This window comes from Aeromonas sp. ZOR0001 (assembly GCF_000801015.1).
Lineage (GTDB): Bacteria > Pseudomonadota > Gammaproteobacteria > Enterobacterales > Aeromonadaceae > Aeromonas > Aeromonas veronii.
The window spans coordinates 14,943-38,092 of record NZ_JRJY01000017.1; the positions used below are offsets into that span (position 1 = coordinate 14,943).

Genomic DNA, 23,150 nt, shown 5'->3' on the forward strand with positions numbered 1-23,150 from the left:
ATAAAAGGCGGAAAAAAACTGGGCAAGCAACCGCAAGCCCGCGCTCACCGGATCAATGAAGAGATCCGTCTGAAAGAAGTTCGTCTGACTGGTCTGGATGGTGAAGCCATTGGCATTACCTCCATTCAGGATGCTCTGAACTTGGCCGCAGAGGCCGGAGTTGATCTGGTAGAGATCAGTCCAAATGCTGAGCCGCCCGTTTGCCGGATCATGGATTACGGCAAATTCCTCTACGAAAAGAGCAAAACAACCAAAGAACAGAAGAAAAAGCAGAAAGTCGTCCAGGTTAAGGAAATCAAATTCCGTCCTGGCACTGACGAAGGCGACTATCAGGTAAAACTACGCAACCTGGTTCGCTTTCTGGAAGACGGGGACAAGGCTAAGGTCACCCTGCGCTTCCGTGGTCGTGAAATGGCCCACCAGGATCTTGGTATCAAGGTTCTGGAGCGCGTCAAGAACGATCTGGAAGAGTTGGCCGTAGTCGAGTCGTTCCCGAAAGTCGAAGGCCGTCAAGCTGTGATGGTCCTCGCACCTAAGAAGAAATCTTAAGGCCCACAAGAAATTGACTCATGGGGCTTGCCCCATGAGTTGGTTCGCCTTGCGATTTTGTTGTCACTCACAATGCGGAGTATGAAATGCCGAAGATGAAAACCAACCGGGGTGCTGCAAAGCGCTTCAAGAAGACTGGCTCGGGTCGCTTCAAGTGCAAGCACAACCACCTGCGTCACATCCTGACCAAGAAGAGCAGCAAGCGTAAGCGTCAGCTGGGGCCGAAATTCATGGTTTCTGCTGCCGACCACAAACGTGTTGTCGCTTGTCTGCCGTACGCATAAGGGGGGATGTGAAAAATGCCAAGAGTTAAACGTGGTGTGACTGCTCGAGCTCGTCACAAGAAAGTAATGAAAGCCGCCAAAGGTTACTACGGCGCCCGTTCCCGTGTTTACCGCGTAGCGGTACAAGCGGTAACCAAAGCTGGTCAGTATGCCTACCGTGACCGTCGCCAGAAAAAGCGTCAGTTCCGTCAGCTGTGGATTGCGCGTATCAACGCTGCAGCCCGTCAGAACGGTCTGTCCTACAGCCGTCTGATCAACGGTCTGAAGAAGGCTTCTATCGAGATCGATCGTAAGATCCTGTCCGATATCGCCGTTCACGACAAAATGGCTTTCACCGCCCTGGTTGAAAAAGCTAAAGCAGCTCTGGTTTAATCCAGTTCTGTTATAAACGCTAAAAGGAGGCTCAGGCCTCCTTTTTTGTGTTTGTCATTCACGGTTTCACATTACTTTTCCCTTTCTCCCATCCATATTCTGTCCACTGTTTTACACGCGCTACAGTTTTCTCCATACAAGGCGATATGTGCGAGATGACCTGTTAAACAAATGGCTTATATGCCAACAAACTAGGTGTTTGTTCTAATATTTCAGGAGTGGCGGTGAGTCGATGAGACTCGCTTGATATAACAAAATGATTTGTAGGGAGAAAAGCCCACCTTAACTATGGTCAGCGAAGGGGCTTTTTTTGTATTATTCCCCTCTTGACCTTATTTAGCCTAAAGGCTCCTGTACCGGGAGTGGTGACGAGGAAGACATGCAACAGCTTGAAGAAGTAGTCGGCCAAGCCAGAGCCGAAATTGAGGGCGTGAGCGATATCGCGACCCTCGACGAAATCCGGGTCAAATATCTGGGTAAAAAGGGCTTTTTTACCGAGCAGATGAAGGGCCTGGGCGCCTTGTCTGCCGAAGAGCGTCCCGCCGCGGGCGCCGTGATCAACCAGGCCAAACAGCAGGTTCAGGATGCGCTGAACGAGCGTCGTGAAGCACTCGAAGTCGCCGTGCTGAACCAGAAGCTGGCTGCCGAGACCATCGACGTCAGCCTGCCGGGCCGCCGCATCGAGAATGGCGGTCTGCACCCGGTAACCCGCACCATCGAGCGCATCGAGCGCCTGTTTGGCGAGATGGGCTTCAAGGTTGCCCGTGGTCCCGAGATTGAAGATGGCTTTCACAACTTCGATGCGCTGAATATTCCGGCTCATCACCCGGCGCGTACCGATCACGATACCTTCTACTTCAATCCTGATCTGATGCTGCGTACCCACACCTCTGGTGTGCAGATCCGCACCATGGAGCATCAGCAGCCGCCGATCCGCATCATTGCACCGGGCCGCGTCTATCGTAACGACTACGACATGACCCACACCCCGATGTTCCATCAGGTTGAAGGCCTGCTGGTTGACGAGCATGCCAGCTTTACCGAGCTGAAGGGCATTCTGCACGACTTCCTGCGCAACTACTTCGAGGAAGACCTGACCATTCGCTTCCGTCCTTCCTACTTCCCGTTCACCGAGCCGAGCGCCGAAGTAGACGTGATGGGCAAGAACGGCAAGTGGCTGGAAGTGCTGGGCTGCGGCATGGTGCACCCGAACGTACTGCGTTCGGTCGGCATCGATCCGGAAAGATACTCCGGCTTTGCCTTCGGCATGGGCGTTGAGCGCCTGACCATGCTGCGTTACGGGGTCAACGACCTGCGTGCCTTCTTCGAAAACGACCTGCGCTTCCTCAAGCAGTTCAAGTAAGGGCGAGAGAACATGAAATTCAGTAAATCCTGGGTGATGGAGTGGGTCCGCACCGAGTTGAGTGACAATGCACTGGCCGAGCAGATCACCATGGCCGGTCTGGAAGTTGACGCCGTGGAAGCGGTGGCTGGCCAGTTCAACAATGTGGTGGTGGGTGAAGTGGTCGAGTGCGCCCAGCATCCGGACGCCGACAAGCTACGGGTGACCAAAGTCAACGTGGGTGAAGCCGAGCTGCTGGACATCGTCTGCGGCGCGCCAAACTGCCGTCAGGGCCTGAAAGTGTGCGTGGCCAAAGTAGGGGCGACCCTGCCGGGTGATTTCACCATCAAGAAAGCCAAGCTGCGTGGCCAGCCGTCCCATGGCATGCTCTGCTCTTTCAGTGAGCTGGGTATCGACGTTGAAGCCGATGGCATCATCGAGCTGCCGGCCGATGCCCCCATCGGTACCGATATTCGCGACTACCTCAATCTAAACGACGTCTCCATCGACGTGGATCTGACTCCGAACCGTGCCGATTGCCTCGGTATAGCCGGTCTGGCTCGTGAAATTGGCGTGCTCAACAGCGTGGACGTGGTCGAGCCGACCTGGACACCTGCAGTTGCCACCATTGACGCAACTTTCCCGATCCGGGTTGAAGCAACCGCCGATTGCCCCCGTTATCTGGGGCGCGTCATTAAGGGGCTGAACCTGCAGGCTCAGAGCCCGCTCTGGATGCAAGAGAAGCTGCGCCGTGGTGGTATCCGCTCCATCGACGCCATTGTCGACATCACCAACTACCTGCTGCTGGAATACGGTCAGCCGATGCACGCTTTCGATCTGGCTACCCTGGAAGGGGAACTGGTGGTGCGTTGTGCCCACGCTGACGAGCCGATGACCCTGCTCGACGGCAACGAAGTGAAGCTCAAAGAGACCACCCTGGTGATTGCCGATGCCAAAGGTCCTGCCTGCATGGCCGGTATCTTCGGTGGCAACCGCACCGGTGTATCCGAGACCACAACTGACATCCTGCTGGAGTGCGCCTTCTTCGCGCCGCTCTCCATCACCGGCCGTGCTCGCGCTTACGGTCTGCACACCGACTCTTCCCATCGCTTCGAGCGCGGGGTTGATCCGGAGCTGCAAGCCAAGGTGATGGACCGTGCAACTCGCCTGCTGCTGGATATCTGCGGCGGCGAAGCGGGTCCGGTCATCGAGGTCAAATCCGATGCCCATCTGCCGAAAGCGGCACCCATCAAGCTGCGTCGGACCAAGCTCGACAAGGTGATCGGTATCAGCGTAGCGGATGCTCAGGTGGTCGAGATCCTGACTCGCCTCGGCATGCAAGTCACTGTGGATGCTGACGGTTGGACTGCGCTGGCACCCTCTTGGCGTTTCGATATCGCCATCGAGGAAGACCTCATCGAGGAAGTGGCTCGCATCTACGGCTACAACAACATCCCGAACCTGAAACCCGCTGCTTCCTTGGCGATGGTGGAGCAGGCAGAAGGGCAGGTGACCCTGAAGCGCGTGCGCGACCTGCTGGTTGACCGCGGTTTCCAGGAAGCGATCACCTACAGCTTCGTTGATCCCAAGACCCAGCAAACCCTGTTCCCGCAGAGCGATGCCATCGTGCTGCCGAACCCGATCTCGGTCGAGATGTCCGCCATGCGGGTCTCTCTGTTCCCGGGTCTGGTGCAGGCCGTCGTTTACAACCAGAACCGTCAGCAGCCGCGCGTGCGTCTGTTCGAGCAGGGTCTGCGTTTCATCAAGGATGAAAGCGCCGAGAATGGCATCCGTCAGGAGCCGATGCTGGCCGGTATCATCACCGGCAACCAGAGCGACGAGCACTGGGATATCAAAACCCGCGCAGCCGACTTCTTTGATTTGAAAGGGGATCTGGAAGCGGTGCTGGACTTGACCGCCGAAGGGGCCACCTTTACCTTCGAGCGTACCGAGCACAGCGCCCTGCACCCGGGCCAGAGCGCAGCCATCCTGCGCAATGGCGAGATCATCGGCCACATCGGCGTGATCCACCCGAGCCTCGAGAAGAAGCTGGGCCTCAAGAGCCGTGCGGTGATGTTTGAGCTGGAGCTGGACAAGCTGACCCCGGCCAAGGTGCCGGTGGCTGCCGAAGTTTCCAAGTTCCCGGCGAACCGTCGCGACATTGCTGTGGTGGTCGATCGTCAGGTTCTGGCAGGTGATGTGCTTGCGGTAATTAAAAAAGTTGGCGGAAATCAGGTAGTTGGAATAAACTTGTTTGACGTATACCAGGGTGCTGGTATGGCAGAGGACAAGAAGAGCCTGGCCATCAGTCTTGTATTGCAAGACACCCAGCGCACCCTGGAGGAGAAAGAGATTGCCGAGACCGTAGACAATGTCGTGCGGGCCCTTGGTGAAGAGTTGAATGCATCCTTGAGGGATTGATCTATGGCGCTTACCAAAGCCGACATTGCAGAGCACCTGTTCACCCAGCTCGGGATGAGCAAGCGTGAAGCCAAAGATATGGTGGAAGCCTTCTTTGAGGAAATCCGACAGGCGCTTGAGCGTGGTGAACAAGTCAAGATTTCAGGCTTCGGTAACTTTGACCTTCGTGAGAAGAATCAGCGTCCCGGACGCAACCCCAAGACGGGCGAGGATATTCCGATCAGCGCCCGCCGCGTGGTGACCTTCCGGCCTGGCCAGAAGCTCAAGGCCAGGGTAGAAAATGTTGAACCCAACGAGTGATAAAAAGCCAGGCAGATGCCTGGCTTTTGTTTTCAGATGACTAAATTCCCCGTTTTTCTTCTGGGTGCCGTACTGGCACTGCCATTGCACGCCGAGCCTTTGCAGACCACTGTGCTGCCGTTGGCGCCGGCGACCCAGGCTTATGTAAATTCACTGAGTCAGCTTTCGCTCTGCTATCCTGCGTCGCTTCCTCCACCATACCTGATGGCCGAGGGGGGACTGCTCAAGGATCGTCTCGCCCGGTTGCAGGAGCTGTTCCCGGTTCCCCTCGTGCTCAAAGAGTTGCCCGATTGGCAGACATTGCGCAACGGGCTCGCAGAGGGTGACTGTGACATCATTCCCTATGTCGGAACCCGCAAGAAGGCCGTGGAGGGCATGCGGTTAAGCCGTCCGATGATGGAGACCGATGCCGCCATCCTCTACAAGGGTGAAAATCTCAAACAGGCCCGCTTTCTGGTCTACTCGGTGGCAGACTCTGCCCGCCTGCTGCACGAGCTCTATCCCCAGGCACGTATTATTTCCCTAAAAAGCGGAGAGAAGGTATACGACGCGCTGCAGAGTGGCAAGGGTGATGCCTATCTGGGGGACTATCTGCAACTGCGCTATCTGATGCGCGAGTTTCCTGCCGATGGTTTGCGCCTGCGCCGCCTGTTTGGTGAGGATCGGATCATCAGCTATCGACTGATGATGCGCGATCAGCCGGAGTTGGCCAATCTGGTGGACACCCTGATCCGTCATATGCCCGCCGGTACTATCTATACCGATCTGGCCCGTTATCTCGATCAGGGGTCGCTCTACGTCAACCAGCCCCACTTCAGCGATACCGAACAGGCCTGGTTATCCGGCCGCGGGCGCACCATTCGCCTGGTGGTCAATCCCGAGTTGATGCCCTATAGCGGTGTCAATGATCTGGGAGAGGCGAAGGGGTGGAGCGCGGATGTGTTGCGCTGGGTAACCCAGGAGACCGGCCTGAAATACAAGCTGGTGCCTGCCGCCAGCAAGGCGGAGGCCGTAGAAAAGCTGCGCCGTGGTGAGGCGGATATGATGTCCGGCTTGCCGGAATCCCCGGCATTGACGGATCAGTTCATTTTCAGTCGGACGATCTCCACCAACCGGTTTGCCTTGATCAGCAAGCGCAAGTTGGCTGCCGATCGCATTACCCAACTCAAGCGGCAGCGTATTCTGGTGCCTGAATCCCTCTATGATCCCTCCTTGCTCGCCCTGCTCGGAGATCAGGAGTGGGTTCGCACCGACGGCATCGAGCAGGGGCTTGCAGCGATCAAACAGGGCAAGGCTGACGCCATGCTGAGCGAGCTATATCAGCTGCAATATCCCCAGCGTACCAACTTGCTGGAAGGGCTCGATATCGAGGAGCTGGAAGATCGTTTCAGTCTTGGCTTTGCCATCAACAAGAGTCAGACCGAACTGGCCGGAGTGATGGATCGCAACCTGATGGCGCTGACCAGCACCCAGATCGACGAACTTAACCAGCGCTGGCGCCGCTTGCTCGTCGTGCAGCAGCCCGGCGTGAGCTACGCTGCCTGGTTTGGCTCCATTGCCATGGCACTGTTGATCAGCGGTATCGTCATCGGCGGGATCTGGCGGTCTCGTCAGCAACTGGCACGGGAGGTGGCCCAGCGTCACGCCGCCGAGAAGGCGCTGGCCATCGAGAGCGAGCTGCGGGAAACCATGTTTCAGGCGTTGCCGGTGCCCGTCTATCTGCGCAACAGCCAGGGCAAGGTGATCAAATCCAATAAACAGGGGCGACGTCTGGCCCTGCGCTATTCGCAGCAGTTGATGTTGCCGCCGGTACAGCCTCAGAAGAGTGAAGGGGAGTTGGTGCTGGGGGATCAGGTCTTCGCCTATGCCCAGCATCCGCTGCGGCTGGACAAGCAGGCACCTGCCACCGATCTCATCGCCCTGTCGGATATCAGTGTGCTGCGTGAGCAGGCCCGTTTTCTGCGTCAGGCAGAGCGCCGCCTGCGCGCCCTGACCAATACCGTGCCCGGCGTGGTGCTGCAGTTTATGTTCGAGCGGGGACGGGTAGGGGGTATCGAGTTTATCAGCCGGGGCTGTTACGAGCTGCTGGGGCTGGCGAGTCAGCAGATCCGTCGTGAGCCCAAACGGGTGCTCATTATGCTGGAGCGCGAGGATCGCCGCCGGGTACGCCGTGAGATGTTCGCCATGTTGCAGGCTGGCAAACCCTTCGCATTCACCATGCGCTACCACCATCCGACCAAGGGTCTGCGCTGGTTGCAGCTCTATGGCCGTGGCCGCAGTCAGCCGCAGGGGTGGCGAATTTATGCGGTGATGCAGGATGCCACTGCCAGGGTCGAGCAGGATCAGGCATTGCAGCACTCCCATGAGCAGGCGCAACAGGCAGTGCTGGCCAAGGGGCGCTTTCTGGCCGCCATCAGCCACGAGATCCGCACGCCGATGAACGCCATGCTCGGCTTGCTGGAGTGGCTGGCCAGCACTCCTTTGTCGAGAGAGCAAGACTCTGCGCTGGCGCGGGTGCGTCAGGCGGGGGATGAGCTGCTCGGCCTGCTCAACGATGTGCTCGACTTTAGCCGCAACGAAAACAGCAAACTCTCCCTCTCGCCGCAACCCACCGATTTTGCCGAGCTGTGTGAGCACGTGGCGGCAGTGCACTGGACCAAGGCGCGGGCCAAGGGATTGCAACTGCGCCTTAAGTTGGATCCGGCTCTGCCAGCCCTGCAGACCCTCGACCCTCACCGGGTACGGCAAGTGCTCCACAACCTGCTCTCCAATGCCATCAAGTTCAGCCTGCGTGGGGAAGTGGTGCTGTGGGCCGAGGTGGTCGCATCGACCTTGCGCTTTGGTGTGGATGATCAGGGACCGGGGATCACCGCCAAGATGCGCACCACGCTCTTTATGCCATTCGAGCAGTTTGCCGTTGAAGGCCAGCTGCGGGCGCCGGGCACCGGTCTTGGTCTGGCGATCTGCAAGCAGCTGATCGAGCAGATGGGTGGGCTTATCGATGTCGAGGGGCGTGTTGGTGGCGGTAGCCGCTTCTACTGCGAGCTGCCCCTGAAGCGGGTGCAGCAGGAGCCGGACTGGCTGCCCAATGTGCGGCAGCTGGCACTCTCTTTACCCCATGATGAGGCGCAAGCGCTGTCGCCCTGGCTCAGTCGCTTGGGGATCGCCACCGTCAGCAACGCCGTTGATACGCTGCAAGCGGAGGTGGACGAGAAGGGGCTCTACTATTGGGCCTGGCAAGGGGAGTCCTGGGTGCCCGGGACCATCATCACCCTGCTGCAGCCACGGCTGACCCCGGATCAACCGGTCGCAGGCACCCAGCCCGGGCTCGGCATGCGGGTTCTGCTGGTTGAAGATCACGATGTCAATCGCGAGCTGATCAGCCTGCAACTGGGGCAACTTGGTGCCAGCGTTATCACTGCCGCCAACGGGCAGCTGGCGCTGGAGATGCTGGCGCAGCAGGAGGTGGATTTTGTGCTGACCGATCTGCAGATGCCGGTGATGAACGGGGCCGAGCTGTGCAGGCAATTGCGCCAATCCGCTCGTTGGGCCCGTCTGCCGGTCTATGTGATCACCGCAGATCTCAGTGATCAGGCGGCAAGGGAGCTGCAATCCTGCGGTTGCGATGGCCATCTGGACAAGCCGGTCGCCCTCAAGGAGCTGGCGACCTTGCTGCGCCATATTGCCAAAGAGGGGAGCAATGTTGTCGCCCCGACACCGGTTGCCTCGCTGCTGACCGATGAACTGGCCGCCCTTTATCTGAAGGCTACCCGTGATGATTTGGCCGAACTTGAGCGCTGCAGCACAGAAGAAGATGAAGTTGGCGTGAATGCTGCTTTACACAAGTTGAAGGGGGCCGCCAGAATGGTAGGGGCGACTGCGTTGGTGGCGGTCATTGAAGAGTGGCAACAGGCGCCCCATCCGATGCTGCAAGCCAGATTGAACCGGGCACTGGATGAGTTCAGCCAGCAGTTTTCAAAGAGGGCTCAAGATGATCATCACTGATGAAGAATTACTGGCGTTGCTCGATTCGGAAGAGCATGAGGCGGCAGGATTTTGCCCCATTGTGCTCTATGCCCTCGACAGCACCGCCCATGAGTTGGCCAGCACCATGACATTGCCCTCCTATGTCACGCTGCACCGTACCCGACCGGATGCCTGCTGGCAGTGGGAAGGGTTGTTTGCGGCAGGTGCCATTGCCCTTTACGACCCCGCCGCTCATCAGCAGGCGGACTATTTCCCCCAGTTGCAGCAGCATGAGGGGATCTACGCTATCGGCGAGGATTGGCTGGGGGGGCTTGCCGCCAGTTACCGTAACTGGTGCAACTGGCTGGCCGCTAACAAGGTGCTGCTGCTCGAGGATCACCCGTTTCAGGGGATGCAATTGCAACAGACAATCGCCGGGTTGGGGCTCTCCTGTCAGTGGGTACAGGATGAATCGGCCTGTCTTGCGGCATTGTCGGCGGGCGACATCAGCCTGCTGGTGTGCGATCTCAGTCTGGTGGAGCAAGATGCCATCAGTCTGCTGATGAACCAGCCCCAGTTGCAGGAGGCCGGGCTGCCCATTGTGCTGCTTTCGGCCCATGAGCAGACGCTGATCGACGGTGCCCGCCGCCTGCTGCACGATGCCGGTTTCAACATTCTGGCGGCACTGGCCAAGCCGCTTGATTGCGACGAGCTGCTAAGGTTGCTGCGTCGACTCTATCTGGGCCCGCTGCGTCAACAGCGCTTGAGCGGCCAGCGCCGCACCATCCGCCGGTGGCAGGGGGAGGTGCAGGGTCAGCTAGGGCTGCTCTCCAGTCCCGCGACCCCTCATCCGGTTTGGCTGGCGGTAACGGGTTTACCCAGCCGCTGGGAGGCGCTCAAGGATTGGCTGACGGAGCAGTCGCGTACCCCAGCCGAACTGACCCTGCTGATCCACCGTCGTGACCACCTGCTCGGCAATGCCGATCGCTTCGCGCTGGTGCTGCAAGCCAGTCTGGCGGGGAGCAAGCTTGCGCTGCTGCTAGATAACAGCCAGCATCTGCCATTCGATCTGCTGGAGCGTTTGCCGCTGCAAGCCTTGCTGCTGGGGCAGGGGATCTTGCCGGAGATGGAGTCCTTGACCGGTGACTCCCTGCTGGGGCGTTTTATGGTCCGGGTTCGGGAGCTGGGGATCGCCGTCTATCTGGATGATCCTTACAACCTGCTCGACGTCGAGGTGTGGCGAGAGCGCGGTATGACGGGGCGCTGGTAAGCCATGCCGCGCTACCTCTGCTGGCCCATGCACCGGGAGCGCCTTGGCAAAGGGCTGGAGGGCTGGCCCCATCCGTTTTCCCGGGCCGCGCTGCCACTGGCGATGCAGGTCTCCGGGGTGCCTTGCCTGCTGCGCGAGCTGCATGGGGTGGCGCCTGCCCGCATGCTGGCCGCTTACGATGCATTGAGTGAAGAGAGCATCTATCTGCGCTTTATGCGTCCGAAACGGACGCCGCCACCGGAACAGGTGGCCCAATTTCTCAATTACCATCCCGAACAACAGATCTCGCTGTTGCTGACCGATCTTGCCGGTGAGCCGCTGGCTCAGGCGCAATCAATCCGCCGCCGCCTTCATCCCGATCGGGCGGAGTTTTCTTGCATCGTGGCGGATCACTTCCAGCACAAGGGGGCGGGGCGACGGATTCTGCTGGCGCTGGCACTGCTGGCCAGAGCGGACGGGATCCGGGAGTGGACGGCGGAAGTGCTGGCCCAGAACCGGCCCATGCTGACTCTGCTCAAGCGCCTTGGTTTGCCGCTGACCCTGGTAACCGGGCGGGAGATGGTCTTTGTCAGGCTGGATCTGTCGGTACTGGATGCCTGGTTATCCGCACCGCCAGCGGCGCCGCTTAAGACCAAGGGCGAATAGTGACACTTTTTTCCCTGTGCTAAGGTCACATTTATTGTGCGGGGATAGACGGAGCAGCTTATGGCGCAGTCATATAAACATATCGTGATCCTGACCGGCGCGGGGATCTCTGCCGAATCCGGCATCAAGACTTTTCGTGCCTGCGACGGTTTGTGGGAAGAGCACAAGGTCGAGGACGTGGCGACCCCCGAGGGGTATGCCCGGGATCCCGAACTGGTGCTGCGCTTTTACAATTCCCGCCGCAAACAGCTGCAACAGCCCCAGGTTCATCCCAATCCGGCCCACTATGCGCTGGCCCGCCTCGAGCGACTGCTGCCCGGCACAGTCACCCTGGTCACCCAGAACATCGACAATCTGCATGAGAGCGCGGGCAGCAAGAACCTTATCCATATGCACGGGGAGCTGCTCAAGGCCCGCTGCCCCGAGTCCGGTCAGGTGATCGAGTGGCGCGGCGATCTCCATCAGGACGAGCTCTGCTCCTGTTGCCAGTTCCCCCAGCCGATGCGTCCCCATGTGGTCTGGTTTGGCGAAATGCCGCTCGGGCTGGATCGCATCTATAGTGCGCTGGCCCAGTGCGATCTCTTTATCTCCATCGGCACCTCTGGCGCTGTCTATCCGGCCGCCGGGTTTGTCCATGAAGCGGGATTGAACGGGGCGCACACCATCGAGCTCAATCTCGAACCGAGCGAGGTAGGTAGCCAGTTTGACGAAAAACGCTATGGCCCAGCCTCCCTGCTGGTGCCCGCCTATGTCGATGAGTTGCTGGAGGCGTGCGGCATTCATCAACCGAGGCAAGTCGAGGGGCACAACTGGATGGAGATGCGCGGTCCCTGAGCTACTGTGCGACGGGACAGTTGCAATGGTTCGGTGAAATCGCCACACTGGCAACCATTTAAAAAATGGGACGCAGTTGGCGCAAATTACCATGACCGCAGTAAAGCAATGGATCGCTTTTTTTCTCCTGATGCTGGCCAGTGCCAGCGCATCGGCCTCCATCCCCCTGATGACTCTGGTACTGCCAGATGGCCAGCAGGTGACCCTCGATGAGGCGGCCATCTCTGCCTTGCCACAGACCGAATTCACCACGACTACTCCCTGGACTCAGGGCGCCCACCGCTATCGCGGGCCGACCCTGTCAGCCGTGCTGGCGGCGCAAGGGATCCCGGATGCTCGCAAGATCGCCGTCTCGGCCCTCAACGGTTATCAGCAGGTGGTGGATCTGGCCCTGTTTGACGGCGTGCCGCTGACCCTGGTACGTCAGGAGGACGGCAAACCGCTGACCCGGCGCAACAAGGGGCCGCTCTGGCTGCTCATCCCGTTCACCACCTATCCCAAGCTGGACGTGCCCGCCATCCATAACTGCATGGTGTGGCAGGTGACCCGCATCGAGATCGTCGATTGATGGGGCTATCCCGCCAAAATCTGCTGTTGGTTGCGGTGTCGCTGCTGTTTCTGCTCTCGTCTGGCAGCAGCCTCTATCTGCAATATCGGCAGGAGCAGCTAGTCGATACCTTCTACCGCAATGTCCACTGGAACATCAGCCAGGTAATGCTCGAATCCCAGCGTTTCCTCTACGACCTGCAGCTCTATCGGGCTGGCAGACAGTCGATGGAGACCCTGAGCCTCGATTACGATCTGCTGTGGAACCGGCTCGACATCTTCCTCATCAGCAGTGAAACCGCCGAGATGCGCCAGCGGCACGGGCTCGGCAAGGTGCTGGCCACCCTGTTCGAGCAGATCAAGCAGCTCGAACCCCAGATGGAGGCCGGTGCGCTGCGCGAGGGGGCTGAGCTTGCCCGCTTGCAGGAGGCGATCGCCAGCCAGACCCGTCTCGTCGAACAGATAGGGGATCAGATCCTCTCCGGTCAGGAGCGGGAGCATTCGGTCAGCCAGATCCGCAACAGCCTGTTCTGGCTGCAGATCTGGCAACTGATCCTGTTGCTGACCGGTGGCGCTCTGGTCGCTGCCCTCATTCGTGCCAATCTGGCGAACCGTCGGCTTGCCCTGCTCGATCCCCTGACCCAGCTTGGCAACCGCCGTGCCCTGCAGGAGCAGCTCTCTCGCGCTCTGCATGCCGATGATGTGAGCGCTTTGGTGGTGCTCGATCTCAAGCGCTTCAAGCAAGTCAATGATCTGCTGGGTTATCAGGTCGGTGATCGGCTGTTGCAGATGGTGGCCAACAAGCTGCAGCAGGCCCATGGCAGCCACGCTTACCGGCTCGGCGGTGACGAATTTGCCGTGGTGCTGACCAAGGCGGATGATGCGCTGGAAACCGCCATTCATGAGCTGGTGGATCTGCTCCATTTCGAGTTCGTGACCCGGGAGTGCAGCTTCGATCTGGCCTGTCGGCTCGGGGTTGCCAAGGCGCAGCAGCAGGATGTCGCCCGGCTGCTGGATCAGGCTATCCTGGCCCTCAATCAGGCCAAGCGTAGCCAGGAGGGGGCGATCAGCTGGTTTGAGCCCTTCATGCTGCAGCAGTTGCAGCTGAGTCAGCAGCAGCTTCATCAGCTGCGAGAGTGGCTGGCGGGGCACGAGCCTGCACCGCTGCGAGTGGCATTGCAGGCGCTGACGGACGGACAGGGCAACGAGATGTGGCAATTGGCGCTTGAGTGGCGTGAGCTGGGGGCGCCTTGCCACATGCGCTGGCTGCAGGAGTGCGGCGTACTGGGGCCCGTGCTGGCCCGTGTGCTGCAAGCGTACGAGGCGCAGTATGCCGATGGTCGGGCACTGCTGGTCCCGTTCGACAACCAGGCCCAGCTGACCCATTTACTGGCCTATCTGCCGGAGGCTTCCCGTACGCCGCTGGTGCTGCTGATACCGACGCTGCAGCCGGATGGTGCCCTGCTGGCGGGATTGCGGCAGCAGGGTTGTACTCTGGCGCTCAGAGAGATTGGCAGCACCACCTCGGCACAGTTGGTAGCCGGCTGGCCTGTTCGCTACTGGCTGCCGCAGGGTGATGATGATGGCGAGTTGCTGCAACCTCTGGCCAGACGATTGGGGCTGGTGCCACTGCAAGTGCTGGCAGCCAGGGAGACCCGGTCGCTGGCCTGAGGGCAAAAGCGGTATTGCACGGCAGAGATAAAACGAAACAAGGCGACCCCGAGGTCGCCTTGTTTCGTTTATTGCCCCTGAACGTCAGGGGCAGGGCGCGCAAGATTGTCTGATCACCAGGTCAGGGTCGACGGTGATCAGGTGATTCTCCACCGCTTCGCCGTTGATCCGCGCCAGCAGGCGGGTGACGGCGAGGCGTCCCAGCTCCTCTTTGGGTTGGTTGACGGTGGTGAGTGGCGGCGACATAAATTCAGCCAGCGCCACATTGTCGTAGCCTACAATGGATAGGTCGCGCGGGATCACCAGCCCCGCCTGATGGGCGGCACTGATGGCCCCCATCGCCATCATGTCGTTGCAGACAAAGAGGGCAGTGGGCCGCTCGGGCAATGCCAGCAGACGGGTCATCGCCTGATGGCCGCTGGCGCAGTCAAAATCACCCTCCTGGATCCAATCTTGATTGAGCGTGAGACCTGCCTCCTGCAACGCCTGCTCAAAGCCAGCTTGGCGCTGGTTGGCGGGGGCGCGGCTGCTGGGGCCTGTGATGCAACCGATGGCGGTATGGCCCAGCTCAATCAGATGGCGGGTCGCCAGATAACCGCCATGGAAGGAGTTGTCAGCGATAAGATCCACATCCTCACTGACTAGCCCCCAATCCATCACCACCACCGGCAGGCTCTTGAGCCAGTCGAGCTGATTGAACACCTCTTGTTGGCCTTCGCTACACATGATCAGCAGGCCATCGACCCGCTTGCGCAGCATCATCTTGAGGTAGGAGAGGGCGGTCTCGGCCTGACCCTCGGTGTTGCCCAGCATCAGGTTGTAGCCCTGCTCGAAGCAGTAACGCTCCACCCCGCGCACCACTTCGGCAAAGAAGGGGTTGCTGGAGGTGGTGACCAGCATGCCGATACTGTTGGTCTCCTTCACCTTGAGGCTGCGAGCCACCAGACTCGGGGCATAGTTGAGCTCGCGCATGGCCGCAAAGACCCGCTCACGGGTCTCCTCGGCCACGAAACGGGTCTCGTTGATGACATGGGAGACGGTGGTGGTGGAGACCTGGGCCCTCGCCGCCACCTCCTTGATATTGGCCATCAGTTCTCCTGCGCAGTCTGCTCAAGCAGGAAGGTGTCGACCTCCTGCTTGCTCGGGATGGAGCTCTGGGCACCGAATCGGGTGACGGAGAGTGCCGCCGCCCCGTGGGCAAAGCGCACCGCGCTGTGGAAATCGGCACCCGCCAGTTCCGCCGCCAGCAGGGCGCCGTTGAAGGTATCGCCTGCGGCTGTGGTATCCACCGCCTTGACCCGAAAGCCCGGTATCAGCTGTTGCTGCTGGGCGTTGCTGCAATAGACCCCCTGCGACCCCAGGGTGATCATCACGTCCGCAATGCCCATCTGGTGGAAGCGGGCGGCCGCCTCGCGGGCACTCGCTTCGTCGGTGACTTTGACGCCGGTCAACAGCTCCGCTTCGGTCTGGTTGGGGGTGATAAGGTCGACCAGTGCCAGCAGCTCGCTTGAGAGCGGGCGGGCAGGGGCGGGGTTGAGCACCACCCGGGTGCCGTGGGCGCGAGCCAGCCGTGCAGCTTCATGGACGCTCTCGAGCGGCACTTCCAGCTGCAACAGCAGGGTGTGGGCGTCGGCGATCATCGCTTCGTGGTTTTTCACCACAGCCGGAGTGATGGCCCCGTTGGCTTCGGCGGAGATACCGATACTGTTCTCCCCCTCATCGCTCACATAGATGATGGCGATACCGGTCGGGAGCTTGGGATCGAGCTCGACGGCGCTGACGTCGATGCCATCTTTGGCAAAGCCGGCTTTCATCTGGTGGCCGATGGCGTCACCACCGATGCGGGCGATAAAGGAGACGGCGGCACCGAGGCGGGCGGCAGCGACTGCCTGATTGGCCCCCTTGCCACCGGGCACTACCTGATAGCTGTGGCCGGTCAGGGTTTCACCCGGGCGAGGAAAGTGGGGAACGCGCAGCACATGGTCTGCATTGACACTGCCCAGAACGACGAGACGATTCATGTTGACTACTCCTGATGCATCTTGGCTTGAACACTGTGATGGCGTGAGCTCAAGCCGGGAGGCACCTGAACGAAAGGGAAAAGGGGAGGCGAGCCTCCCCCTTGTGATTTATTTGCTGACCACTTGCAGCGGTACCGGAATGGATTTCTCGACCGGCTGACCTTTCAGCACCTTGTCGGCAGTCTCGACGCCGATGGCACCGATCAGGGCTGGTTGCTGGGCCACGGTGGCGGCCAGTTTACCCTTGGCAACGGCGGCTTTGCCATCGTCAGTGCCGTCGAAGCCGACGATCATCACCTCTTTACCGGCAGCTTGTACCGCGCGGATGGCACCCAGCGCCATCTCGTCGTTTTGGGCGAACACTGCCTGTACGGTCGGATGGGCGGCCAGCAGGTTTTCCATGACGTTCAGACCCTTGGTGCGGTCAAAGTCGGCAGGCTGGGAAGCCAGTACCTGCAGCTTGTTGGCCGCCACGGCCAGGGCAAAACCTTCACCACGGTCGCGGGCGGCGGAGGTACCGGCAATCCCTTCCAGCTGGATCACCTTGGCACCGGTACCCAGTTTCTCGGTGATAAAGTCACCGGCCAGCTTGCCGCCTGCCACGTTGTCGGAAGCAATGTGAGCCTTGACCTCACCCTGCGCAGCGCCGCGGTCCAGGGTCAGTACCGGAATGCTGGCGCGGTTGGCCAGACGGATAGCGTTGCCGACTGCTTCGGAGTCGGTGGGGTTGATCAGGATGGCGCCGACCTTGCGCACGGTGAGATCTTCCATGTTGGAGAGCTCTTTGGCCGGGTCATTCTGGGAGTCCAGTACCACCAGCTCGTAGCCAAGCTCCTTGGCTTTGGCTTCGGCACCCTCTTTCATGGTGACGAAGAAGGGGTTGTTGAGGGTGGAGACCACCATGGCCAGGGTTTGATCGGCGGCATGGGCGGTGCCCAGCACGGACATGATGGCGGCAGCGAGCAGGGTATTGAGCTTTTTCATCATTTCATTCCTTGTGTGTGGCTTGTCTTATCAACGATTGCTTTTGTTATCGATCATCACGGCAAGCAAGATCACGCTGGCCTTGGCGATCATCTGGTAATAGGAGGATACGTCGAGCAGGTTGAGGGCGTTATTCAGGAAGCCGATGATCAAGGCACCGATCAGGGTCCCCATGATGCGGCCCTTGCCGCCCATCAGGCTGGTACCACCCAGCACCACGGCGGCGATGGCATCCAGCTCGTAACCCATGCCCGCTGTCGGCTGGGCAGAGGAGAGGCGAGAGGTAACGATAAGCCCTGCCAGCGCCGAGAGCGCGCCGCACAGACCATACACCGCCAGCTTCACCCGATCCACATTGATACCAGAGAGGCGGGTAGCCGATTCATTGCCACCCAGCGCGTAGATGTAGCGACCGAGACGGGTGTGGTTGAGCATGAACCATGCGAGCAGGAAGACGATAGCCATCAGCCAGATGGGCACCGGCAGACCGAACAGGTAACCGGTACCGAGCCAGGCGAAATGATCGGCGCCGTCACTGAAACCGGTGGAGATGGGACGCCCCTCGGTATAGACCATGGTGATGCCGCGCAGAGCGGTCATGGTGACCAGGGTGGCGATAAATGCCTGTACCTTGCCCTTGGCAATGATGAGACCGCTGACGCCGCCCAGCAGGGCACCGGCACCCAGAGTGAGGGGCACCACCAGCCAGATTGGCAACTCCATGGCGACCATGGTGGCAGCCAGCGCACCGCACAGGGCGAGCACAGAACCGACCGACAGATCGATACCGGCGGTAAGGATAACCAGCGTCATACCGACCGCCATGATGGCGTTGACCGAGGTTTGGCGCAGGATGTTGAGGAGGTTGTCGGCGGTGAAGAAGTTGGGGCTCAGAAAGGAGACCACACCGATCAGGACCAGCAGCGCGACCAGGGATTTGTTCTCGATCCACCACGCCTTGCTCATAACGCCACGGCGGGAAAGGGTTTGGGTTGTCATTGGGATGCCTCTTGCTCTGCTTGCCACTGTTTACCGACTGCCGCCGCCATCAGCTTCTCCTGATTGGCATCGCGGGTGTTGAACTCTGCGCTGATGCGCCCTTCGTGCATCACCATGATGCGATCACTCATGCCGAGCACTTCCGGCATCTCGGAGGAGACCAGAATGATGCTCATCCCCTCCTTCTTGAACTGGTTGATCAGCTGATAAATTTCCTTTTTCGCCCCCACGTCGACGCCGCGGGTCGGCTCGTCGAGGATCAGCACCTTGGGCCGGGTCAGCAGCCCCTTGGCGATGGCCACCTTCTGCTGGTTGCCGCCGGAAAGCAGCTTTATCAGCTGATCCTGACTCGGAGTCTTGATGTTGAACAGGCGCACATAGTCGCTCACCGCCTGCCGCTCGGCCTTGCCGTCAATCTTGCCGTTGCTGATGAACTCGTCGAGGGCGCACAGACTCATGTTTTCGCGCACTGACAGCTCCAATACCAGCCCATCGCCCTTACGATCTTCAGAGATATAGGCGATGCCTGCGGCCAACCCGTCGGCCGGGCTTTTGGGCACCAGAGCATGACCGTCCACCGCCACTTCACCGGTGCTGATGGGGTTGGCGCCGTAGATCAGTTTCATCAGCTCGGTACGGCCGGAGCCCATCAGGCCGCTAAAGCCCAGAATTTCCCCCTGACGCAGGGAGAAACTCACCCCGCGCACGCCGGGACCGGCCAGATCTTTCACCTGCAGGCTGACGGGGCCAAGCTCGCGCTCAAGACGCGGGTACTGCTCTTCCAGTCGGCGGCCCACCATCATCTCGATGATCTTGTCTTCATCCAGATCGCTCACCGCCTTCTCGCCAATCCACTTGCCATCGCGCAGCACAGTGACCCGATCGCAGATCTCGAAGATCTCTTTGAGGCGGTGGGAGATATAGACGATGCCGCAACCCTGCTCACGCAGCTCGCGGATAACCTTGAACAGCTGTTCGGTTTCGGTGTCGGTCAACGCATCGGTGGGTTCATCCATGATGATGACGCTGGCATCGAACGACAGCGCCTTGGCGATCTCCACCATCTGCTGTTCGCCGATGGAGAGATCCCCGAGTCGGGTATCCGGCCCATGTTTGACGCCAAGTCGTGCCAGCAGGCCGCTTGCCCGCTCGCGCAGCTGTTTGTGGTCGATGCTGCCAAAACGGGTGCGCGGTTCGCGCCCGAGGAATATGTTGGCGGCAATCGACAACTCCGGCAGCAGGTTCAGCTCCTGGTGGATGATGCTGATCCCCTGATCCTGAGAATCGCGCGGCCCCTTGAAGTGGACCGACTGACCGCGGTAGCTGACACTGCCCGCATCGGCCTGATAGATGCCGGTCAGCACCTTCATCAGGGTGGATTTGCCGGCGCCATTTTCACCGAGCAGGGCCATCACCTGGCCCGGATAGACCCGCAGACCCGCTTCGTCGAGGGCGCGTACACCGGGGAAGGTCTTGACGATCCCGGTCAGCTCCAGAATGGGTGAGAGGGGGGAGGTTGTGCTCATTTGCAGCTTCCTTGAAGAGGCCTTCTTTGAAGAATGTCAGAACGCCACACCGGCGCAGAGGATCAGGTTGGCGTAGGGAGTCACCTCGCCGCTGCGCACGATCGCCTTGCTCTGGCGGGAGCGGGTTTTGAACTCCTCGTGCAGGCAGTATTCGATGGCGATGGGTTTGCCCTGGGCGGCTGCGTGGGCCTCAAGCTGATCGACCAGTGCCTGATGGGCGGCGGGGCTGATCTGCTTGATCTCGCTTGCCATGATCACCTTCTCCACCACCAGATCGGTGAGCAGGGCGGTCAGTACGGTTGCAAGGCTGGGCGTCCCCGCCATTAGCGCCAGATCGATCCGCTCCGGCCCTGCCGGAATGGGCAAGCCTGCATCGCAGACGGTGATCTCGTCGGTGTGGCCCATCTGTGCTACCAGAGCACTCAGGGGAGCATTGAGCAGTGCGCCTCGTTTCATACAGCACCTCATCAGGCCTTGGCCCGTCAATCTGTGAACCGCTAGGCAACCGGTTACGCAACCGGTTGCGTCATGGCGCAAAGATAGGCTTTTTACCGGGGAAGGGCCACGGCAAAACCACGGAAATGTGAAAACGATCTCAAAGGCGGGAGAAGAAGTGCAGGGGAGGAGGCTGAAAGGGTGTCAGCAGAGCCCTGACACCCTTGTTATTTATCGAGCTATAGATTTTATGGTTAGTTGGCCAGTGCCTTGGCGACCGCCGGACGGCTCAGCATGCGCTGATAATGATCGGCAACCTTGGGGAATTCACTGATCTCGACCCCATCGCTTTTCAGCCAGCCCGCGACCACGAACAGATAGATATCCGCCACACTGAACTGCTCACCCAGCACCCAGGGGCCTGCCAGATAGTGCTGCTCAATCTGGGCAAAGCCATTGCGCATATTGCTGGCGACTTTCTGTTGCATGGCGGCAATGGCCTGCTCGTCATCGGCCCAGCGGCTGCCACGGCGACCGTGGGCGTGGGAGACATGCACAGTGGAGGCGAGGAAGCTGTTGACCTCCTGCATGCGGGCCAGCAGGAACGGGTTGTCCAGCGGCGCCAGCTTGGCATCGGGGAAGCGCTGCGCCACATAGAGCAGCAGGGCCGGGGTCTCGGTCAGGATGCCCTGCTCGGTGACAAGGGCAGGCACCCGCCCTTTGGGGTTGATGGCAAGATACGCAGGGTCACGTTGCTCCCCTGCGGCGAGGTTGACGAGACGGGGTTGGAACGGGGCATTCGCTTCCAGCAGGGCAATCTGCACGGCCATGGCACAGGTGCCGGGAGCGAAATAAAGGGTCAGATCGGACATGAATACTCCTGATTGGCTCAGGCCACCCGCGATATCGGCGAAAGATTGTTTCGCGTAACACCACGGGGGGTCATGAAAAAAGAGAGGGGGCAACGTTTGCCCCCCGACCAATCTACACCCCTAAGGGACGATGAAAAAGTGCAGAATTAATCGGCTCTGATCATCTGGTTTTAGGTGAAGTTAGGATGTATGAGCAATATCTTCCTCTAACTCACGGACAGCTTTAGCTACTTTTATGGAAAAACGTCGCTCTACCTCAGAGTCGGTTAGTTTCTTCGCATCATTGCCAAGCCAAAGTGCAAGAATATCTCGTTTTTGACTGACATCAAGGCAGTCGAAATTAGGAATGTAATGGTGTCTGTCGGTTGTTCCGCGCTGTAGCTCATAAAATGTCTTAATTAGAGATTTTGGTTGAATCTCGCCATTGGGACAGAAGCGTTCAGTGAGTTTTTTAATTGTATGATTGATGGCGCGAAGTTGCGATGTTGTAGTAACTTGCGAAAAGTATGCTGCCCATCCAAGGCGCTTTCCATCAAAAATACATCCCGTAATCCTAAGATTTAGTTTCCACTTACAGTAGGCAAGAGCTCGCTGTTTATCAATGTCGCTTCTAGATATAGCTAATTTATGTTTGTACGCAGTGAAAATTTTTGCAATAGATGACTCAAATCTGAGGACGCTTTCACGGCGAACCATAATATCACCATTCTCTACTTGATATCCTAGGAAACTAAATGGTTCAGTGAGACTAGCAACTTTGGATTTCGAATCTAAGCCAAACTCGTGTGGATTGAGTTTTAGTGATTTTAATGCCGAGATTAATTCTGTTGCAATAGTATTGGCTTGTCCTTTTGGCGTTAAAATAAGGATGTCGTCTACATATCTTTTATACCAAACACCTTTTCGAGACTCGAAAACTGAATCGATTTTTTGGAGAGATATCTCAGCTAAAAGATTCGATACAGCCAAACCTTGAGGAACTCCTACTGTAGACCTGGTTGCGCCTTTACCTCCTTTAGATTCAGGCACGGTTGGAGTTTTTACTGCTTCGATAATTAAATGTCTAATCTCATTTTTTCTTATTTTACCTTTTATGGCTGAAATGATTAATTCATGAGGAATGGACGGATAGAAGTTCTTCAAATCAATTTTGGCATATTCTTGATAGGTGTCAGAGGTTAGAGCAACTTTTAATGAATCAATGACCCTTTGTGGAAGGCTTAGCTTAGCTGTTGGAAATATATCAGAAAGACATTCGCATAATGCCCGCAGAACAATTCTATCTCTTGCTGTGGGTATCGATATTTTCCGTGGGTTGGAATCAGCGCCTTTTAAAATAAGCTTTTCCTTGTATGCCGTAAAATGATACGTTCCTTGTTTTGTTTTCTGAACAATATGCTCAAGTTCTTCATCTAGTTGATTATTAAGATTGGCGGGTCTGGTACGGTCTAACCCTATTGCTCCGGAGTTCTTTATTTTATCCGTGTATATTTTACGTAAACTATTCTTAGAAAAATATTTTTTGAAGCTGATAGCTGCACTCATACAGACCTCCAAGTGTAGACGGCTATGATGAGTGGTAGAATGTAAAGAGTTATTGTAATTAATATGCGAAGAGTTAGCCACCCATATACATGGAACACTTCTATTTTTGTAGGGTGTCTACTTGTTAGCCCCTTGATAAAGACGCGAGCTATCTTGTCATCTATTTCTTGGTGGTTTTCTGACTCAGCTAAGAGCTCGTAGTATTTATTAATTTGGTCTTTGGTGGGGACGGAATTTGTAGGTATATCTAAGTATAGCTTCTGCAATTGTAGATAATTCGTGCGCATGAGCATGGCTCTGACACGAAAATCCCGATTAGTAACAGTCAGGGATACACCAAGTAGCGCAATCGCAAGAATAGTGGCCAAGATATCGGTGTTTGAACCAAGAATCATACTATGTCTGATGGTAAGCACACCTAATGTTGCACTGAGAATGGCATACCACATCAATAGTAGCTGAGAGTGAAAATCCAACCAGCTTAAGCGTTTGTTAGCTTGAATTCTTGCTTTATAAGTAAACCAAATGTTATCGCGCAAACTCTTCTCCATTTTAAGGGAAGAAAGGG

Annotated in this window: 21 protein-coding genes; 12 read left to right on the forward strand and 9 right to left on the reverse strand. The window is 58.2% G+C overall.

Going from position 1 to position 23,150, the window contains the following annotated elements:
* Positions 1–18: 18 nt before the first annotated feature.
* From infC to L972_RS02235, 12 genes are all read left to right on the forward strand, one after another.
* On the forward strand, positions 19–549 hold the full coding sequence (gene infC, locus L972_RS02180) for a translation initiation factor IF-3 (RefSeq protein WP_196783562.1): 531 nt from the start codon (positions 19–21) through the stop codon (positions 547–549).
* 86 nt (positions 550–635) lie between these two features.
* The gene (rpmI, locus tag L972_RS02185; RefSeq protein ID WP_005336688.1) at positions 636–833 is read left to right on the forward strand and encodes a 50S ribosomal protein L35; all 198 of its coding nucleotides are present in this window, start codon (positions 636–638) and stop codon (positions 831–833) included.
* 15 nt (positions 834–848) lie between these two features.
* Complete coding sequence (gene rplT / locus L972_RS02190) at positions 849–1,205, forward strand: 50S ribosomal protein L20 (RefSeq protein WP_005336687.1); 357 nt, start codon at positions 849–851, stop codon at positions 1,203–1,205.
* A 379-nt stretch (positions 1,206–1,584) separates the two neighbouring features.
* Positions 1,585–2,568, forward strand: a complete 984-nt coding sequence (gene pheS, locus L972_RS02195) for a phenylalanine--tRNA ligase subunit alpha (RefSeq protein WP_047434976.1) — start codon at positions 1,585–1,587, stop codon at positions 2,566–2,568.
* Between the two features lie 12 nt (positions 2,569–2,580).
* Positions 2,581–4,968 carry a phenylalanine--tRNA ligase subunit beta gene (gene pheT / locus L972_RS02200; RefSeq protein ID WP_047434979.1) on the forward strand — a complete coding sequence of 796 codons (2,388 nt, stop codon included), beginning with the start codon at positions 2,581–2,583 and terminating at the stop codon, positions 4,966–4,968.
* A gap of 3 nt (positions 4,969–4,971) precedes the next feature.
* On the forward strand, positions 4,972–5,268 hold the full coding sequence (gene ihfA / locus L972_RS02205; protein WP_005300715.1) for an integration host factor subunit alpha: 297 nt from the start codon (positions 4,972–4,974) through the stop codon (positions 5,266–5,268).
* A gap of 15 nt (positions 5,269–5,283) precedes the next feature.
* Positions 5,284–9,273 carry a response regulator gene (locus L972_RS02210; protein ID WP_052200019.1) on the forward strand — a complete coding sequence of 1,330 codons (3,990 nt, stop codon included), beginning with the start codon at positions 5,284–5,286 and terminating at the stop codon, positions 9,271–9,273.
* Positions 9,260–10,504: a response regulator gene (locus L972_RS02215; protein WP_047434996.1), complete on the forward strand. Its 1,245-nt coding sequence runs from the start codon at positions 9,260–9,262 to the stop codon at positions 10,502–10,504. The genes L972_RS02210 and L972_RS02215 overlap by 14 nt, the downstream gene beginning before the upstream one ends.
* Positions 10,505–10,507: 3 nt before the next feature.
* A complete protein-coding gene (locus L972_RS02220) occupies positions 10,508–11,149 on the forward strand; it encodes a GNAT family N-acetyltransferase (RefSeq protein WP_047434999.1) in 642 nt (213 codons plus the stop codon).
* Positions 11,150–11,209: 60 nt separating this feature from the next.
* A complete protein-coding gene (gene cobB, locus L972_RS02225; protein WP_005351956.1) occupies positions 11,210–11,983 on the forward strand; it encodes a Sir2 family NAD+-dependent deacetylase in 774 nt (257 codons plus the stop codon).
* A gap of 91 nt (positions 11,984–12,074) precedes the next feature.
* Positions 12,075–12,551, forward strand: a complete 477-nt coding sequence (locus tag L972_RS02230; RefSeq protein ID WP_047435083.1) for a hypothetical protein — start codon at positions 12,075–12,077, stop codon at positions 12,549–12,551.
* Complete coding sequence (locus L972_RS02235) at positions 12,551–14,200, forward strand: sensor domain-containing diguanylate cyclase (RefSeq protein WP_047435005.1); 1,650 nt, start codon at positions 12,551–12,553, stop codon at positions 14,198–14,200. The genes L972_RS02230 and L972_RS02235 overlap by 1 nt, the downstream gene beginning before the upstream one ends.
* A gap of 84 nt (positions 14,201–14,284) precedes the next feature.
* Here the strand turns inward: L972_RS02235 and L972_RS02240 are convergent, their stop codons facing one another.
* The 9 genes from L972_RS02240 to L972_RS02275 all read right to left on the reverse strand — a co-directional run bounded on the left by L972_RS02240 (position 14,285) and on the right by L972_RS02275 (position 23,121).
* Complete coding sequence (locus tag L972_RS02240) at positions 14,285–15,289, reverse strand: substrate-binding domain-containing protein (RefSeq protein WP_047435008.1); 1,005 nt, start codon at positions 15,287–15,289, stop codon at positions 14,285–14,287.
* Positions 15,289–16,221 carry a ribokinase gene (gene rbsK, locus L972_RS02245; RefSeq protein WP_047435010.1) on the reverse strand — a complete coding sequence of 311 codons (933 nt, stop codon included), beginning with the start codon at positions 16,219–16,221 and terminating at the stop codon, positions 15,289–15,291. The genes L972_RS02240 and rbsK overlap by 1 nt, the downstream gene beginning before the upstream one ends.
* Positions 16,222–16,329: 108 nt before the next feature.
* Positions 16,330–17,205: a ribose ABC transporter substrate-binding protein RbsB gene (gene rbsB, locus L972_RS02250; protein ID WP_005336672.1), complete on the reverse strand. Its 876-nt coding sequence runs from the start codon at positions 17,203–17,205 to the stop codon at positions 16,330–16,332.
* Positions 17,206–17,235: 30 nt separating this feature from the next.
* On the reverse strand, positions 17,236–18,204 hold the full coding sequence (gene rbsC, locus L972_RS02255) for a ribose ABC transporter permease (protein ID WP_005336670.1): 969 nt from the start codon (positions 18,202–18,204) through the stop codon (positions 17,236–17,238).
* On the reverse strand, positions 18,201–19,730 hold the full coding sequence (gene rbsA, locus L972_RS02260) for a ribose ABC transporter ATP-binding protein RbsA (RefSeq protein ID WP_047435013.1): 1,530 nt from the start codon (positions 19,728–19,730) through the stop codon (positions 18,201–18,203). Before rbsA ends, rbsC begins: the two co-directional genes overlap by 4 nt.
* Before the next feature lie 36 nt (positions 19,731–19,766).
* A complete protein-coding gene (gene rbsD / locus L972_RS02265) occupies positions 19,767–20,186 on the reverse strand; it encodes a D-ribose pyranase (RefSeq protein WP_047435016.1) in 420 nt (139 codons plus the stop codon).
* Positions 20,187–20,419: 233 nt separating this feature from the next.
* Complete coding sequence (locus L972_RS02270; RefSeq protein WP_047435018.1) at positions 20,420–21,037, reverse strand: glutathione S-transferase family protein; 618 nt, start codon at positions 21,035–21,037, stop codon at positions 20,420–20,422.
* A 180-nt stretch (positions 21,038–21,217) separates the two neighbouring features.
* Positions 21,218–22,582 carry a reverse transcriptase domain-containing protein gene (locus L972_RS20475; RefSeq protein WP_081990674.1) on the reverse strand — a complete coding sequence of 455 codons (1,365 nt, stop codon included), beginning with the start codon at positions 22,580–22,582 and terminating at the stop codon, positions 21,218–21,220.
* Positions 22,579–23,121 carry an SLATT domain-containing protein gene (locus L972_RS02275; protein WP_197058081.1) on the reverse strand — a complete coding sequence of 181 codons (543 nt, stop codon included), beginning with the start codon at positions 23,119–23,121 and terminating at the stop codon, positions 22,579–22,581. Before L972_RS02275 ends, L972_RS20475 begins: the two co-directional genes overlap by 4 nt.
* Positions 23,122–23,150: the final 29 nt, after the last annotated feature.